Raw genomic sequence first — 16,218 nt, 5'->3', positions numbered from 1 at the left:
TTGTTAAAGGGTTCGTCTGAGCACTGAGAGAAGCTCCTTCGCTGCGTTTCTATAATAGCCATTGGAAAAGATATCCTCGGCTGAAGCCGGAAACATCTGACTCCCGGTCTACCCAGAAAACCATAACGCGGCTGCATCCATGTAAGTGCCATAAAGCTGGGGAACAGAGATAAATCATATTTTGTCTGACTTCAGATGTTTATTTTTCAATGTCGCAACAAAAAGCAAAAGAAGCATGAAAGAGAATATCCCGATCGTCCATTGACTTCCTAGATATTGGAGCAGACTACCAGTAATAAATAAACCAAAGGAGTGTGCTCCGAGGTCAACGAGTCGAAGGAGACTTATCACTCTGCCTCTCATTTCATCAGGAACGGCTTTCGCTGTATAAGGCAGACAGTGTCACATAATAGAGTGGGTCTATTGCATAAAAGAGAGCCGTGATTCCTGCTAAAAGAAATGTATTTATTGCAAATGCATATAAACCGAAAATCAAGAAGGAAAGCAGCGTTATCCCTAAAAGAAGTGCTCTCAAATGAAAATGACTATATATTTTTGTAGATGCTAAAGAACCTACAATTCCTCCACAGGCGCCAATCGTAAAGATAATACCGACAAATGAGGCGGAAGCATGTTGTTCTTTTGCAAGAATAACGATGAGCAAATATAACCCTGAAGAAAGAATGATCCTTCCTGCTGAAAGGAGTTTGAAGAAGAGAAGGACCGGTTGGGACCAAAGCCACAAGCCTGCCCTTTTGATTTCTTGATGTATTGCTTTTCGGTCAGTCGAGTTTTCTGTCCTGAGAGGTACATTTATAAAAAAAATGGAAAATGCATTGATAAAATAAGAAAGCGAATCAATAAAGAATGCCATAAAACTTCCTACTGCCTGATACAAGAGTCCTCCTAAAGGTGGCCCGATAAGCAATGCAATATGTTCGGCGATACTGGTTTGCGCAGAGGCAAGTGGAAGCTGTTCTCTTGAGACAACTTTTGGCAATGACGCAAACCTGCCTAAATTTGCAAAGACAAAAAAAGAGCCCTCAATAGCACTGAGTATATAGAGCTGAATGACAGATAGGCTATGAAACACGAGTGCAAGAGTGATACATCCCATTGCTACCCCACTCCCAAGATTTGCTAAAACCATGACGGTTTTTCGATCCCATCTATCAATGAATGCCCCGGCTGGAAGTGCCCAGAAAACATAGACAAAACCTCGTATGGCAGCAACCCCTCCAGCTTGAGCAGAAGAACCTGTTAAAGCCAGAACAACGAGAGGGAGTACAATACCAGTTCCTTCTGTTCCAATCCAGGAGGCAAGCTGTCCACTCCATAGAAGCATGAAGTTACGCTGTTTCCAGAGTGATTTATTCATAAAGCTACTCCAAATGTGTAATATGCCATTGATTCCATACTGGTGTTCTTCGGGAAAAACGTCCAGGTTATGGTATTTGTGCTCGCCCCTCATCATTGATGGGGAGAGAAAACATGCTTTACAAGAGGAGGCAGCACCTGGCAGACAGAAAATTTCTGATGGAGTTTCCAGCTCCTCTGTTCTTATCTTACCGAAAAAATCACTTTTTTCACCAGAATTTCAACAAAGTATGGAATATTTCTATTTTTATTCAAACGCTATATGTAATGGCGATAGCGAGGAAAAAGAACTCTCTGATAAGCGATCCTTCTTCTGGCACGGAGCAAGACGTTGGGGTTGAATTGCCAAAGAAGATCTTCATGCTCGCCTCACAATACAGCATCAAAGATTCTGTCAGGCATGTTCTTTGCATCAGTCGGCTCTACATGCCGTAATTCCTGAACATCGCAAGCAGGATGACATGAACAGGAAAATTCAGCGCAACAAAACTCACATGAGCAGAGATATAGTAATTAGAAATGTTTTTTATAACTACAGAACACTGGATAAAATCTTTTTAAAGCCTTTTTTCTTTCCTTCATGAAGAAAGGGAAATGTATGCGGAGATTCTGTCATCACCTGGGTGTGTTCTTGCTTCTCTTCGGTATATTGGGCTTCCTGCTTCCTCTCACTGCCGGGCAAGCTCACGCCGCGGGTACCCCGAACCCTCAAAAAGTGGATTATGCCTATGTTTACAACAATCAGCTCTACCTCTCAAAACATGGGAACGTGCCACAACAGGTCACGCACTTCACCTATGAACACAAACACCCGCTTATGATTTACTTCGATCAACTGGTCTGGCTCTCCGATGATCGCTATGTTGCCTTTAAGCTCAAAGCGACGGATAACGGTGGAGGCGGCGGAGGCTGTGGATATACCAATCTGATCGGGCGCTATGGGCAGCTCTTCATTTATGATACGGTGACCCAAAAGCTTGTTACCATTTCGCTTCCGGGTGATCCTCAGCCAGCTTCCGGGCTCTATGATGGTAACTGGGCCTTCCTGTTCCAGCAGGATAACAACCCATTCCATCAGGACAAAAACCATCTGCTGGCCTGGCATCGTCAAGGACTCTACATCATCGACCTGACCAGACTCTCTACGCCTCAGCAGGCAGTACATCAGCTCGTACGAGCCAGCGATTTACCCGGCGTGGAGAACAACTATCAAGCAAGGCCGATGCGCTACACCAACAATAACCTGTACTATGAAGCCTCAACGCTGCTCGATGGTCAGAGCGCTCATCCCAAACTCCATATGGAGATCTATGCCGTGAGCCTCAACAACCCAACCCGAGCCAATAAAGTTGCTGATGCCGGCACTGTGCCTCTCTGCCTTCCCTCACCAGATGGCCGAGAAACGAATATATTCCAGGAACCCGGTTGGGACGTTTCGGCATTGGGTACCATCGCCTGGCAACACATTGTACAGAAATCGGATAAGAGCTACAGCAGCAGCATCCAGATGAAAGATCCCGACCAGAAGGTGACAACGGTTTTCACTCGCTTGCCGTCACAGGCTTTTACCCATAGCATTCGGCTTTCCTGGTCTCCTGATGGTGGCTTCCTTCTGGCCAATACACGGATGTATGATGGTCCTCCGGTTCTTGCAACCATCTCCATGCGCAACCCGGATACAACCTTCTTTTCCTATCAAGGGCAGATCGAAGGTGATGTCTCCTGGCAGCCAGCTAACGCAAAGTTCACACTCTCCTTCCCTCTGGCCCCCTCCAGTAATGGAGATGTGGTCGAGTACACGCTGAATAATGTGTCTGGTACGCACTGGCAGGTTCCGGCCAATAGCTTCGCCTGGGGCCAAACTGCCTGAGGCTTCCCGGACCTTGACATCACACAGACAGCGAGGTGGCAAACCCTTCCTCGCTGTCTCCTCTGCCCGACGCCATCGCAACCGGTCACCTCAAGGACTAAGGGGAACGTCCTGCCGCTGCTGGCTTCCTGCGCCATCCATCCCCCTGGTTGAAGCCAGCGGCCTTCTGCCGCTTTCTGGTAAAGCGGGCAATGCGGTTCCTGAAGAAAACATAGAAGCTGGTTTCTGTCGAGAGAGGATACAACTATTGGGCCTTCGCTCAAACCTGCGTACGCTGGCCCTTCGAGCCGCCATCAGAGCGCTTTGTCAGCCTGAAAGCCTCGCTGAAGCATGGGAACCACACAATTTTTGCAAGCAAGGCCGTGCCGGCACCGGATGAGCATACCAAATACCTCGGAGTAGAAGGCGTTCTACACTAAAATCAGGGTCGTCATGCCAGGAGCACAAGTATCCCGGAACACCTCAAGACTCCCTCAAAAGGCGTTGTTCTACTGTTTCCTGGGTGGCAGCCTCTTCTACATGACGTCAGCCGTGCGTCCAAAGAGCGCCAGCTTCTCCCGAAGCTCAGACGTCTCTGGAAGAGTGTTTTGCATGCCTTCAGCCAGCAAGCGTAACGAGAAGAGCTGCTGTGAAATCGTATCGTGCAGTTCACGGGCAAGGCGTGTGCGCTCCTGCAAGCGCACATTCTGGGCAAGCAGGTCCTGTTCGCGCTTTCGGCTCTCCTCCAGATGAGATGCCATTTCGTTAAATTGCGCTTCGAGAATGCCCACCTCATCCTTGCGCCGGACAGGGATGCGCATCCCATAGTCCCCATTGGCCACAATGATGGTTGCCTGCCCCAGATCGCGTAGGCGCTGTACCAGTTTACTGGAAGTGAGCAGGCCAAAAAGCCCCCCTAAAAGGGCGTAGATCAGGAGAGAAATGCCCAGCGTGATCGCGCTGGCAGGAACAAAGGCTGAAGAAAACCACCATGTCCATATAGTGTCTCTGGTAGAAGGATAAGGACCCCAAACAGTGAGCCAGTTCGCTGCAACAACACCGAAAGAGATGAGCACAGTTACAAAGAGCACATTGGTCCACATATATGCACTTGCCATACGCACCCGCAAGCTTGAAAAGCCCAGAGAGGGCATAGCATCGCTGTTTGACGAATACTGTTTCCGGTGAGAAAGCAAATTGGACATTGTCTATCATCTCTCCCTGATCCAACGGCAAAACACGTATTGAGTGCTTCTTTCTCAGAAGGCATGGTTACTGACAGTATAGCACTCCAGTATCGAGGATTGGATCACCCTGACGGGGGAAAGCACCACCTACTTTTTGGGGGAAACAGCTTACTTCCCCTGCTACAGCTTCTGATATTTTGAAGTTCCTTTACAACTTGATGCAAATAATACAAACAGGAACAGGTCTGCTTTTGTTTCCACTTCTGCTGCAATTTGTTCCTGCCCAACTCATGGCTCGTTTTCAGGCAGTCACATCACTGGTGCCAGGTCTGGCAAATATCATGGTGGTAGCGTTCGTAAGCTATCTTGCGAGCATACTGTACCATACTCATTTCATCCTGTTTGGCCTCACCTGGGGTCCGATTGACACGCTTTACGCCTGTGGGAGTCTTCTGATTATCCTGGCCGGGATTCTTTTTATGAGATGATACATAATACCTTTGCCGAAAAAGGACGAAAGTACAGCACCCCCTCCTGGTACTTGATAAGCAGAAATATCATTATAACACACTACTATCTCAAAACACATGTATAAATATAATATCACCGTATTCACAAACAAAACTTTTTCAGGAGTACCTCGCCTGAGATACCAGTAAGGGTTAGCGCTGCATATGCCAAAGGTATTTCTGTATCACATAGGAACAATTTCCGCTCGCTTCTTCTGAGCTTCAAGATAGCAAGAAAAAGGGACTGGCAAATCACAAAGAGAAGGAAATATACTCTCTGTAGAAAACGACGAAAGGAAAAAGCCCGATGAGCTTACGATTAAAAAGGTCACTGGATAGCACAGACTGGAAGATTCTACGCGAGCTTCAACACGATGCCCGGATCTCTTTCAATGAGTTGGGGCGACGCGTTGGCTTGTCTACTCCTGGTGTGACTGAGCGCGTACGCAAGCTGGAAGAGGCTGGTATTCTGACGGGCTATGGAGCAAGAGTAGACCCCGCCAGGGTAGGGTTGCCAGTGGTAGCCTTTATTCAACTGCGCTGTAAAGCAGGTGCCTGCCTCTTCAAAACGGGAAGTGCAAAACAATTTCCTGAGATAATGGAGATGTACAAAACAAGCGGAAGCTACTGCGCTCTTCTGAAAGTTGTCGTCTCCTCGATGCAGCATCTAGAAGCCTTGAATGAACGACTGGCAAAGCACGGAGAGCAGGTCACCAACATCGTGACTTCCAGTGTGCTCGAACATCGAATCATTGACTGGGAGCATCCGCCGGAAGATCTTCTGCCTCCAAGTAATCAAGACTGGCAAACACCGTAGAAGGAAGCCCTTATGTCCTTCTCAAGGCTCATGTACCCAAAAGATCACAGTTCCTCGTAGAACGTGAAAAGTCATCATATCCTGATTTTTCCTGTAAGAGAGAATTTGCATTTGTTTTTATCAGCTCCCCCATCTGCTTCGGGAAGACGGCTTTCCCGCATCTGAGATTAGTGAGGGTTGCTGTCAGCCGCAAAGGAGTTCTCTGAAACGTAGTGGTTCAACGAAGGATCGTACAAACGCAAGCAAGAGAAAGGCCGATGTACGATCCTTCGCGTTGTTTGTTTTAATCGGCATACCCCTTTGCAGACAGTCTTCCCGTCGTTCCGCTACATGCCTCCTGGAACTGCTCCCCACCCGCGAGCACGTTTGCTTCATGCCTCTTTCCCCAGGCTCAGGAGGAGACGGGCAAAGACACGGAAGCCCCTTTCTACTCTTTTCTGTCTTCTTTTCTCCTCTCTCAAACGTGGACGGAGAAAGGAAGGAACGCTTGTCGGCACCCGAGCAGCATACCTCTGCAATTGTAGGATCAACAGCACCAGACGCTTAGATCGCTCAGTGATGAACACCAAGTGAAAGGAACCAATGATGATCCGCGCTGTGATTATTGACCTTGACGCACTTATCTCTAAGGGGAGCATCACACCGTTACCAGGCGCAGCCGAGCGCCTCGCACACATTCGTGCACAACAGCTTCCCATCGCCATCACCACTAACCCGAATAAGCTCATCGCACATACCGCCGAGCAGCAAGCGACGGCTCCCGACAGCTTCTCTGCTGCTGCACGGGTCGCGGCCTCCATCAAGGAGATAAGCCATGCCCTCGATTTGCAGCAAGTCCCCTGGTTCCTCTCCCTGGGCGATCCAACCACCCAGGAAACAATGTCCGCGCAGACCTATCAAGCCACCATCGAGCAGATTAAGCAGGAAATGCAATCGCTTTTTCCTCAGGGAGCCCTCTATGTGAGCCAGGTCACCGGACCAGCCCCGGCCATGCTCCTCGCCATCACGCAGCACTTCCAGGTCCCTCCTGCTGAATGCCTTTACATCGGGACCAGTGCCATGGATAAACAAGCGGCTAACGCTGCCGGGCTGCCGTTTGAACTCGTATGAGACGCGTGTGCCTGTCACTCATCCTCATAGAGGCGACAATCACGAGCATAGTAACTCATCAGGGAGCTTCCTGGCTCCCCTGTGCTTTATGCACCTCGGTTCGATCCGGCATGTTCCCTCGATGGTAGAGCCAGAATGCGGGATGCGGGGAACGACCAGGTAAGACAATCTCGCATTTCTGGGCACTCACCACAACCTTCGCTGGTTCCTCCAACAGGGCAGGGTCAGTATGCTCAAGCCAGGCCACCACTTCCAGCGTCGAACGATAACGCAGCGAAAACACCCGTTCTCCTAACACATCCTGATTCACCTCAATCAGGTTTGTTGGAAAGCGACTCTGCACCGCCTGTAAACAATTACGCAAAGTATCCTCAAACTCCATCATGTTACTCACCCTTGTTCTTCTTCCCCTGCCCGATAAAGAGCAGCTTCCTCATCCCGTCTCTACAACGGAACATGGTGACCATTGTAGAGCAGAGACATCCTCTTTTGTAGTGCACGAACGCGGTTCACAGGCGGTTTCAGACATGCGATGACGACGAAGAGCGTTGTGGCGCGGTCTCCTCTCCTGCCCCAAAAGAAACTGCTCGCCGATAGAAGCATCTCCTTTCCGGTGAGCCGAGCTACACCTGCAACGTATCCCCTCTGCTGACCATCACCCTCACCACTACGAAACCTTCGCTGTTGAGTCCTCTTCCCCCTTCACAGGAGCGGGCCGCGCAGTGAACTGCCACACGCGTCGAACGAAGAACGCTTCTCATCCGGTCCTGCTGGACGAGAACGGAGCACGTGTCGCCTGTCCCTGATGTGTCGAACAAGGAAGCCAAAGCAGAGCGCCTGCAACGGTTCTCTGAGGTGCAGTGGAGTTCAGACACAAGCCTCCTCCTTCTGATGGAGGTGATTGACGGAGGAAACTGCTGCCCACTACGTTGCTCATCCTGCTTGCTGGTGGATGCCCCGCAAGCAGGGCCGCGGGACCACCCTGACAGAGTGCGTTCCAGCACCCTCCTCCCCTGTTCGCCCAAAGCAAAAGCATTCTTTCAGCACTTACGCCTCTGCTGATGATCATCGTTCAAAATTTGTTCGAGCGAGTCATGCGCGAAGAGCTGGCACAGCACATTGATACCTTTTTGGGAGAATGTCTACTCAGGTGCCGAGGGTAGAAATTCCAATCAGTAGGCCGAGATTGCTACCATCTGGCAGGTCACTCTTTTTATCTGTTGTTCCCTGAGATGAAGAGCATTTCATTGCGGGCATAACAGGTGATACGCAAAAACCGGGAAATTGGTGCTCAGAATAAAATATTATAATTTTCTACCAGGAACATCCTCAATGAGAGAAAAGCGGATAGAATAGATCACTGCCCCAGATCCCCGACCCGACTCAAAAGGCCGACCGAAGATCCAGGGCTCTAAAAGTCGAAAATACTTCCGGCCCATTACTCAGAACCAGCTTCGATCCTCTCTCTTATGGGTTTATAGAGTTCAATAACATTGCCATCCGGGTCACAAAAATGTGCCACGCGTGATCCCCATTCAGGCATGTCTGTTGGAAGGGTAACAAAGTCAACGCCCTTTTCTCGTAGGGAGTGAACAACCTCGTCAACATCGTCTACTTCAAACTGCAAAATGGAGAGAGGGAAGGATGATAGAGCCTGTATCTCAGATCCAAGCACAGGGGCCATCCGTTTTCGGGCAAAAAGTGCCAGATTTTTTTCTTCAAAATAGGCATATTCCAGAGTATCATTATGCCAGCCGGAAAATCCCAGAATATCTTTATAGAATGCCAGACTTTCAGAAAATTTGTTGACCAGTAATCTAATTGCGTGAAATTCCATCTATTATTTTTCCTTTATGATCAGAGCATAACTATTCCTCTTTTGCATTTTATTCTGTGAATTTATCCCATGATATTCATAGACATACCCTGCCAGATCTTGTACTGCAAGAATGCACAAAAGGAACTATCTTCCCTCTGGAAACAGCACACAACAAGATACCTTGCTTTTGGGAAAAGCAAGAATCCGGCCTACTTGCTCGTCTCTTCTTCATTACTCCACCATGAGAGGCTTCAGCATCAAGAGGGAACTGCCTTACAAGCACCCCAATCGGTCCAGCAAAATGCAAAGGGTCATTCTCTATTATAAGCGATGCTTCACGCAAAACATCCTGCTTCCAGTACCTATGCTCCCTTTGCTGAGAAACACTGACTTCAACCGACGATTCACCCCCCCCTATCTGGATAGCACATCCTGCTTACTCATTGGAGGGAACTGAGGATTTTACAGGTATCCTCAGCTTCCCGCATATAGCCCCTTACAGCACAGAGAGTTTGAGCAGCCTTTCCGCATTCCTATGGGCAATTTTCTCTCTATCAGCAGGACTGAGAGGGGCATTCTCCAGAAATGCTCTGGCATGATCGCCGGCCTGGAAAGGATAATCGACGGAGTACAGAATACGATCAACCCCAAGAACCTGGAGACACAACAAGAACGGAGGAAGCGTAAACATTCCGCTGGGAGTAACGTACATATTCTGGACAAAATAGTCCTTCACAGGTCGCTGCAAGCGTTTAGTCACCGGAGTTAGTCCAGCGGAGAAGCGATCCAGGTAGAAAGGGATCATCTCTCCCCAATGACCGAGGACAATTTGCAGACGGGGATAGCGATCAAAGACCCCGGCCAGGACCAAGCGTAGCGCGTGAATCCCTGTATCCAGGTGCCAGCCCCAACCAAAGGTTGCAAAGCTCCCACTCACAGCAGGCTCGAAACCAGCGTAATAGGCATCCCATACCTTCTGCGGTGGAGGCGCGGGATGCAGGTAGAGCGGAACGTCAAGAGCTTCAGCCGCCGAGAGAAGCGAGTCAAACGCAGGATCGTCCAGGTAACGCCCCTTTGTATGCCCGTGAATCATTGCCCCCCTCAAGCCAAGAGTCTTCACTGCTCTCTCCAACTCAGCAGCAGAAGCCTCTGGATCAGGCGTAGGTAGAGTAGCCAACCCCACAAAACGCTCAGGATGGGCGCGAACCACCGCCGCAAGTCCATCATTAATCGTTCGTGCCAGCGCGACCGCCTCCGCGGCAGGAATCTGCTGTATCCCTGCGGCAGGATGAGAGAGCACCTGCATATCAACGCCCATCGCTTTCATCGCTTCCAGGCGACCACTCCCCACATCCTCAAGCTGCGCGGTCGGCGGCTCATAGAAATTCTCTCCAGAGGCCGGGAGCAAGCGCGCCACCGCCTCCTTAATCTCAGCGAACTGAAAATGTTCTTCAAACGCAATGATTTTCATCAATATCCTTCTTCCTAAAAGCAAGTCTCACTTACGTTTTGAAGTATAGCAGATGGCGAAGCAAAAAAGCAAGTGTCACTTGCTTTTTGTTTTCTCACCTGCTATACTCCTGAGCATGAAGAACAAAGAAGACACCATACCCATGAAAAGCAGTGGCCGAACAAAATCTCGTCCTGGTGGGAGAAGCGCACAGGTGAGAAAGGCCGTCCTGACTACCACACTCGATCTGCTGAGTCAACGAGGCTATGAAGCCATGACAACCAGGGATATTGCCGCTCATGCCGGAGTCAACGAAGCTTCATTGTTTCGTCGCTGGGGCACTAAGGCCGCGATCGTCGCGGAGGCCTTACAGAACTACAGCGCCACAGAGACACCCACGCCAGACACTGGCGCCCTGCGCACCGACTTGCTAGCATTGTTGCGTGGGATTATCGCCCGTATCCAGACCCCCTTAGGCAAAGTCATCGACCAGATCGTCGTAGGGCAGAATACGCAGCCCGAGTTAGAAGAAGTGCGTCGGGCCTACTGGCGAGATCGCTTCAAGCGCGCAGAAGCGATCATCCAGCGAGCAAAAGATCGCGGCGAACTTCCCGAGGATATCGATGCCCACTTTCTGGTGGAAGTTGCCATCGGGCCAATTGTCGTGCGAGCCAACGCCACAGACCAGCCACTGGACGACCAGCTGCCAGAGCAGATCGTAACGCTGATCCTCTCCAGCATCCAGCAAAAAAGCACCTCCTCCAATTAAGCTGAAGCACGCCGCTCGCAGCATACCACACTCAGTCCAACAAGCAGAGCTGGCCAACAGAATCAGAGCAAGCTGAGGATACATGTAAAATCCTCAGCTTACTTCTATTGCGGAAAAGAGCCGAATTCTTGCTCTTCCAGACAGTACATTGCCAAATTCAGGCGGTGATATGCGTCAAACAGGCAATGGATATGGTCCTGTAGCACCTTCCCGCCACTCATTATTGAAAGGCGAGGTTGTGGCAACCTTTTCTAGAGTCTGTCAGGAACTCGATACCAAAACGATGGTAAAAGGTCGCATGATGACCAGAAAACCGTATCCAGGCGATGTCACAGACGACGAATGGGCCTTTGTTGCCCTGTATAGACCTTGTACCCGAAAATGCGGAGCAACGTCAGTATGAACTAAGAGAAGTCTTCAACGGGTTGCGCTGGATAGTGCGCACAGAAGCATCCTGGCACAGGATACCACATAACTTGCCACTCTGGTACATTATGTAGCAGCAGACGAGGCGCTGGCTGATAGTCTGCTGTTTTGAAGCGCTTGTGCACGATTTATGTATGCTGTTGCGAGGGATCAAAGGACACAAAGGGCAACCCGCGCCGCCATCATTGATAGCCGAACCCTGCATTCCACTCCCGAAAAAAGTGCGCTCAGTTTCGGATGTACAACTTCGAGCAGATCCTGAGGGCAAATGAAGATGAAAACCGATCATAGCCTTTCCCGGCACCAGAACAAGCAAAGATCTGCCTCTTGTCTTTTTATTTCACCCATGTTATATTTCACATATGAAATAGTAAGGAGAAAGAGGTCTCCATGCATCCAATTTCAAATGTCGAATTCATGCTGCTGCAAATGATCGCGGAGTGTCGTCAAGCTTCAGGATACGACATCAAGAAGTTAGTCGATCAACGCGGTTATCGGGAATGGGCAAATATAGGCACGACTTCAATCTATGCAGGGCTAAAGAAGCTGAGCGATAAAGGTTGGATCGTAACCGAGCAATCCGACGGGAAATCCGGTAAGGGGCCTATGCCGACCCGTTTTACCCTCACCGAAGCCGGCATTGTCAAGCTAAAACAGGAAATCCTGGACAGCCTGTCATCTGCGCGAGAGCGCGACAGCCGCTTTGATCTCGGTGTGGCCGCTTTGCCCTTTGTCGGGAGGAACGAGGCCATCGAAGCTCTGCAAAAGCGACTGGATTTTCTTCGAGAGACTTCCCAAAAAATAGAGCAGAAGTATGAAGCGCAAGGCGGCATTCGCTTGCCGTTGAACGTAAGGGCGCTGTTCTTACATCCGATAAGCCTCATCGAGAGCGAGCGCGCGTTTGTTGCCAGGCTTGTGAAAGAGTTGCTGGAGGAGACAGCAGAATATGAGCAAAATCATTGACGGTTTCGTTCCCTATCAAGGCGAACATTGTGAAACAACAGCGATGGGCAATTTACTACAATTTGCGCGGCTCCATCTGTCGGAACCGATGCTGTTCGGACTCGGACAAGGGCTCGGCTTCATCTATTGGGATTCAAAGGGGATGGACTTTCCATTCATCGGAGGAAGGATAAAACCGGATGAATTGACAGCCAATCTCGCCGCCCGGCTCGGGTTGACCCTACGAATTCAAGAAACGTCATCCGTTGATAAAGCCTGGCGGAACGTACAGAGCTGCATCGAACACGGGATTCCGGTCGGGCTGAAACTGGACTCCTATTACCTGGACTATTTCACAAACAAAGTACACTTTGCAGGTCACTATGCGGTCCTCTACGGTATCGATGACGAATACGCATATATGGCGGACACCGGACAACAGGGTAGCCTGGTGAAGACACGTTTAACCAGCCTGGCCGCGGCCAGGAACGCAAAGGGACCCATGAGCTCCCGTAATCGTTCTTTTACGCTTGACCCGGTCGAGGCCTTGCCGCCACTCGTTCCAGCCATACGCACAGCCCTGACCAGGAATTCGTATGACTATTTGAACCCGCCCATTCGCAATATTGGGAACAAAGGCATCATCAAAATGAGCAAGGAAATTTTGAAGTGGCCTTCCCGTAGCAACAATATCGAACATGATTTCTGCCTGACCGCTTTGCTGATGGAGCGTGCTGGAACCGGCGGTGCTTTGTTTCGAAATCTATACCGGGATTTCCTGAAAGAATGCGTCGAGCTGTTGGAAGACCCAAAAATCGAACAAGCCTACCATTTGTTCACAGAAATCGCTCCGATGTGGGTCAGCGTTTCTGCTTCGATCGACCGTGCGGGAAGAACAGGGAACCAACAGGAGCTACAGCAGGCGTCCAGACTCTTGCTCGAAATTGCGAATAAAGAACGTGCGGCTATGGAGCTACTGGCCTGATAATAGGGCCCGATCCCCCGGAACAGAGACTTCAACACACAAGTGACATGGATTCGGCTGAGGCCCGGGCCTTCTGCTTCTCAGCCGAATCTGCAGGCCCTGCCCTTGAGTGTCTCCCTCTTCAGCCTCGCAGGTTGGTACTCCACGCGAGAATATGCGGTGGGGAGCGGCAGGGCCACCTGTTCGCGTCACACAGAAGCAGTACAGCCGGAAAGCCACGCACCAGGAAGGCATCAAGGATGATCCCGATAGTAGTGGTACCCGGTTGATACAGCTATTGGAGCCGAGGACAACGAATCAGCGCAAGAACGGCTCCATCCGCTTCATATGAAAGCCTCGCCATACTACGTCCTGAGCCACGGATAACATCCGTATACCAGCACTCTGCTCCATACATGTTATATATCGACTATCACTATACCTCGTATGAATCACCATTCTACCATTGAGGCGAACAAGAAGACACGTCCCTGGCTCAATACATAAAGTGACATAAGAGCATGCTACCTGATATACAGTCTATTGTAATAGAAATATGCGCTAACGCTGATTCTGTGCCAGACAATAGAAAGGAGCACTTCAGACCGATTGAAGAACCAGAATGGAAAGCTTCTCCATCCCTACCGCAACAACACCTCCTCGTGTTGCTGAAGCGGCCAATGGCATGCTTTCCAGAGCAAAGGGCTGGCCGACTTGTTTGCCAGGCAGCGGTTGTACCTGCCAGAAACGCAAGAAGTGGTCGGCAGAAATCGTCCCCAACCAGGAAGAGTCCGGGGACCAGAACAACTCAACGACTTCTCGGGCGAACCCGGTAAATTCAGCCAATAACTGCCCATTCTGCGGATTCCAGAGGCACACGCGTGCATCTTTCCTGCCTCCAGAGGAAGCCAGAAAACGACCATCAGGGCTCCAGCGCAGCGTATGCACCTCATCTGTATGCGCCTCCCATTGGTGCAGCGAGGTTCCCTGCTCGGCCTGCCACAACGAAATCATCCGATCGCTTGCGGTCGCAATCAGACGCAGGCTCGGCGACCAGCAGAGCGCCCTGACACCACTTTTCCCCGGAACCTTCCAGTGATGAAGAGGCTTCCCATCTCTCCCCCATAAACGTACCGTACGATCTTTCCCCCCTGAAGCAAGGAGCTGACCATCAGGCGACCAGGCCACTACATAAATATCACTATGGTGACCATGCATGGTACGAAGCTTTGATAGTTGCGCGTTCTCTCCATCTGTCCGCTGCCAGAGACAAATACTGGCATCTATAGAAGAAGAAGCCAGAAGCGAGCCATCAGGCGACCAGCTCAGCGAATGGACGCGCTTCTCGTGGCCGGCAAATGTTCCTAGCGGTGTACCAACCCGATGCTGTACCAACCAGAGCCAGACATTACCATCATGATCGGCTGAGGCAAGATGCAGCCCGTCAGGAGCCCAGCTTACCGCACTGATCGGGGCAATATGTCCCGGCATACGACACAGGATCACCGCATTTCCAGGCACCAGATTTTGTTTTTGGGCTGGAATAGCCGGGAATTCCCCGCTCCTGGAAGATGGGCGTCCATTCGGCCACTCGCGCGGCGAAAACTCACGCGGAAGTGGTGAGACCTCGCGTAAACGTGGCGAAAACTCTCCAGGAAGTGAACGCGAACGCGGCGAAAATTCCTGCTGACGCGGCGAAAATTCCTGCTGACGTGGTGAAAACTCTCCTGAGTTCAAAAACCGGGACACCTCTCCGGGAAGCGAACGCGAACGCGGCGGGAGCGGCTGAGAGGAGGAATGCTTTCTCTCCATATTCCTGGTAATATAGGGGATAACCTGCTCGCAAGCAGCCGCAAAGGTTTGCGCAAACTGCCGCACATCGGGAAATTGCTCGTTCACCTGTCGGCTCATAGCCCGCAACAGTGTCTGATCCAGCGGATTTGCAAACGGCAGCAAAGGAGCAACTGATTTCGGATCAAGCCAATGAGGCGCCACCGCCTGCCCGGCACGCTCCGCCAGCACAACAAGAAACTTACACAGCATCAGCCGCGCGACCATCGCAAGTGCCACCTGATCTTCTGCCGGTGACATGCCATTTTGCAGTGAGTCAAAGGGGCCAGACATTGCCCGTGCTGTCCCTACCAGGACCGAATAATAAAAATCGCTGACCTGCAAGAGCCCGGGAGCGACCAGCAAGCAGTTCTCTGGCTTGAGCCGACCATGCACAAAGGTATGATCGTGAGCGAACTGCAACGCTTCGGCGATTTGCCTGATAATGGTCACGATTGTGGCGGCAGACAAGCTGCTGGTGGTCTGTAAGTATCGAGCCAGGGATCCACCTTCCTCAAACGTCGAAACCAGAGCGATAAGAGCATGTGACTCCAACCACTCTGCATGGAGCAGCGGATGAATATGGGGGTGACGCAGCGAGAGCAGCGGCTTCAATAATGACTGTGCGCCTGGTACAAAATGATGCAGGATACGTACCACCACCGGGGAGCGTGTCCGCGACATTCCATCCCCCTCGTGAGGCACAGCCAGATACAGGCTGGCAGTTGTATTCCGTCGCAAGAAGCGGACAACTCGCCAGCGCCCAACTATTGCGCCCTCGACCAGGAAGCCACACAGAGGATGAGGACAAAGCAATATCCCCTCCCCTGAAATCGGGTGACTTCCATGCGGATTCAAGCAATTACTCATGGAACTCTCTTGTCCCTTCACAAGAAGCGGCCCAGGAAGCCCACGGCACTCAAGCCGAGGAGGCATGGGCCTGCTGCAACGGCGTCAGAAGCGTGCCAGGGCGAGAACAGCAGATGTTTCCTCTCAAAAAACGACAATTTCTTCAGCATGCCTGGCACGCTCTTCCTCAGATCATACAATCAACGACACGCAACAAGAGCCGGTCGCGCATTGAACTGATATACGCGTCGAACAGACGACGCTTCTCGTCCGGCAGGACTGGACGAGAACGAGGCAGTTGTCACTTGTCTCTGATGTGT

14 protein-coding genes are annotated in these 16,218 nt (G+C 50.9%); 8 read left to right on the top strand and 6 right to left on the bottom strand.

Going from position 1 to position 16,218, the window contains the following annotated elements:
- Window positions 1-367: 367 nt before the first annotated feature.
- Window positions 368-1,378 (bottom strand): MFS transporter, encoded by a 1,011-nt coding sequence (locus tag KTH_RS13455; protein ID WP_497619306.1) that lies wholly within the window; start codon window positions 1,376-1,378, stop codon window positions 368-370.
- 597 nt (window positions 1,379-1,975) lie between these two features.
- Between KTH_RS13455 and KTH_RS13450 the strand changes: the two genes are divergently transcribed.
- Window positions 1,976-3,247 (top strand): hypothetical protein, encoded by a 1,272-nt coding sequence (locus tag KTH_RS13450; RefSeq protein ID WP_497619304.1) that lies wholly within the window; start codon window positions 1,976-1,978, stop codon window positions 3,245-3,247.
- A 515-nt stretch (window positions 3,248-3,762) separates the two neighbouring features.
- Here the strand turns inward: KTH_RS13450 and KTH_RS13445 are convergent.
- Complete coding sequence (locus KTH_RS13445) at window positions 3,763-4,431, bottom strand: HAMP domain-containing protein (protein WP_497619302.1); 669 nt, start codon at window positions 4,429-4,431, stop codon at window positions 3,763-3,765.
- A 233-nt stretch (window positions 4,432-4,664) separates the two neighbouring features.
- On the opposite strand from KTH_RS13445, the gene KTH_RS13440 reads away from it, so the two are divergent.
- From KTH_RS13440 to KTH_RS13430, 3 genes are all read left to right on the top strand, one after another.
- On the top strand, window positions 4,665-4,901 hold the full coding sequence (locus tag KTH_RS13440; protein WP_497619300.1) for a hypothetical protein: 237 nt from the start codon (window positions 4,665-4,667) through the stop codon (window positions 4,899-4,901).
- A gap of 328 nt (window positions 4,902-5,229) precedes the next feature.
- Window positions 5,230-5,739 (top strand): Lrp/AsnC family transcriptional regulator, encoded by a 510-nt coding sequence (locus tag KTH_RS13435; RefSeq protein ID WP_497619297.1) that lies wholly within the window; start codon window positions 5,230-5,232, stop codon window positions 5,737-5,739.
- A gap of 582 nt (window positions 5,740-6,321) precedes the next feature.
- Window positions 6,322-6,849 (top strand): HAD family hydrolase, encoded by a 528-nt coding sequence (locus tag KTH_RS13430; protein ID WP_497619295.1) that lies wholly within the window; start codon window positions 6,322-6,324, stop codon window positions 6,847-6,849.
- A 58-nt stretch (window positions 6,850-6,907) separates the two neighbouring features.
- On the opposite strand, the gene KTH_RS13425 is transcribed toward KTH_RS13430, so the two are convergent.
- From KTH_RS13425 to KTH_RS13415, 3 genes are all read right to left on the bottom strand, one after another.
- Window positions 6,908-7,234: a hypothetical protein gene (locus KTH_RS13425; protein ID WP_111324021.1), complete on the bottom strand. Its 327-nt coding sequence runs from the start codon at window positions 7,232-7,234 to the stop codon at window positions 6,908-6,910.
- Between the two features lie 1,053 nt (window positions 7,235-8,287).
- A complete protein-coding gene (locus KTH_RS13420) occupies window positions 8,288-8,686 on the bottom strand; it encodes a VOC family protein (protein WP_111324020.1) in 399 nt (132 codons plus the stop codon).
- Window positions 8,687-9,164: 478 nt separating this feature from the next.
- Window positions 9,165-10,139, bottom strand: coding sequence for an amidohydrolase family protein (locus tag KTH_RS13415; RefSeq protein ID WP_497619292.1), 975 nt, complete (start codon window positions 10,137-10,139; stop codon window positions 9,165-9,167).
- A 193-nt stretch (window positions 10,140-10,332) separates the two neighbouring features.
- Here KTH_RS13415 and KTH_RS13410 point away from each other — a divergent pair, with 193 nt between their 5' ends.
- The 4 genes from KTH_RS13410 (at window position 10,333) to KTH_RS13395 (ending at window position 13,571) form a co-directional block, all read left to right on the top strand.
- Window positions 10,333-10,887, top strand: coding sequence for a TetR/AcrR family transcriptional regulator (locus tag KTH_RS13410; RefSeq protein ID WP_170142727.1), 555 nt, complete (start codon window positions 10,333-10,335; stop codon window positions 10,885-10,887).
- A gap of 816 nt (window positions 10,888-11,703) precedes the next feature.
- Window positions 11,704-12,276, top strand: coding sequence for a PadR family transcriptional regulator (locus KTH_RS13405; RefSeq protein WP_497619290.1), 573 nt, complete (start codon window positions 11,704-11,706; stop codon window positions 12,274-12,276).
- A complete protein-coding gene (locus KTH_RS13400; RefSeq protein WP_497619288.1) occupies window positions 12,260-13,240 on the top strand; it encodes a BtrH N-terminal domain-containing protein in 981 nt (326 codons plus the stop codon). Before KTH_RS13405 ends, KTH_RS13400 begins: the two co-directional genes overlap by 17 nt.
- 109 nt (window positions 13,241-13,349) lie before the next feature.
- The gene (locus KTH_RS13395) at window positions 13,350-13,571 is read left to right on the top strand and encodes a hypothetical protein (protein WP_497619286.1); all 222 of its coding nucleotides are present in this window, start codon (window positions 13,350-13,352) and stop codon (window positions 13,569-13,571) included.
- A 248-nt stretch (window positions 13,572-13,819) separates the two neighbouring features.
- On the opposite strand, the gene KTH_RS13390 is transcribed toward KTH_RS13395, so the two are convergent.
- On the bottom strand, window positions 13,820-15,919 hold the full coding sequence (locus KTH_RS13390; RefSeq protein ID WP_497619284.1) for a WD40 domain-containing protein: 2,100 nt from the start codon (window positions 15,917-15,919) through the stop codon (window positions 13,820-13,822).
- Window positions 15,920-16,218 lie beyond the last annotated feature (299 nt).

The sequence above is a fragment of the Thermosporothrix sp. COM3 genome, from assembly GCF_059696735.1.
Note: the sequence above shows the minus strand (reverse complement) of the source record. Positions and strands in the feature narration are given on the sequence as shown.

Coding starts and splice junctions, on each gene's coding strand:
- KTH_RS13455 (WP_497619306.1), bottom strand. CDS start 1,378: ATGAATAAATCACTCTGGAAACAGCGTAACTTCATGCTTCTATGGAGT.
- KTH_RS13450 (WP_497619304.1), top strand. CDS start 1,976: ATGCGGAGATTCTGTCATCACCTGGGTGTGTTCTTGCTTCTCTTCGGT.
- KTH_RS13445 (WP_497619302.1), bottom strand. CDS start 4,431: ATGTCCAATTTGCTTTCTCACCGGAAACAGTATTCGTCAAACAGCGAT.
- KTH_RS13435 (WP_497619297.1), top strand. CDS start 5,230: ATGAGCTTACGATTAAAAAGGTCACTGGATAGCACAGACTGGAAGATT.
- KTH_RS13430 (WP_497619295.1), top strand. CDS start 6,322: ATGATGATCCGCGCTGTGATTATTGACCTTGACGCACTTATCTCTAAG.
- KTH_RS13425 (WP_111324021.1), bottom strand. CDS start 7,234: ATGATGGAGTTTGAGGATACTTTGCGTAATTGTTTACAGGCGGTGCAG.
- KTH_RS13420 (WP_111324020.1), bottom strand. CDS start 8,686: ATGGAATTTCACGCAATTAGATTACTGGTCAACAAATTTTCTGAAAGT.
- KTH_RS13415 (WP_497619292.1), bottom strand. CDS start 10,139: ATGAAAATCATTGCGTTTGAAGAACATTTTCAGTTCGCTGAGATTAAG.
- KTH_RS13405 (WP_497619290.1), top strand. CDS start 11,704: ATGCATCCAATTTCAAATGTCGAATTCATGCTGCTGCAAATGATCGCG.
- KTH_RS13400 (WP_497619288.1), top strand. CDS start 12,260: ATGAGCAAAATCATTGACGGTTTCGTTCCCTATCAAGGCGAACATTGT.
- KTH_RS13390 (WP_497619284.1), bottom strand. CDS start 15,919: ATGAGTAATTGCTTGAATCCGCATGGAAGTCACCCGATTTCAGGGGAG.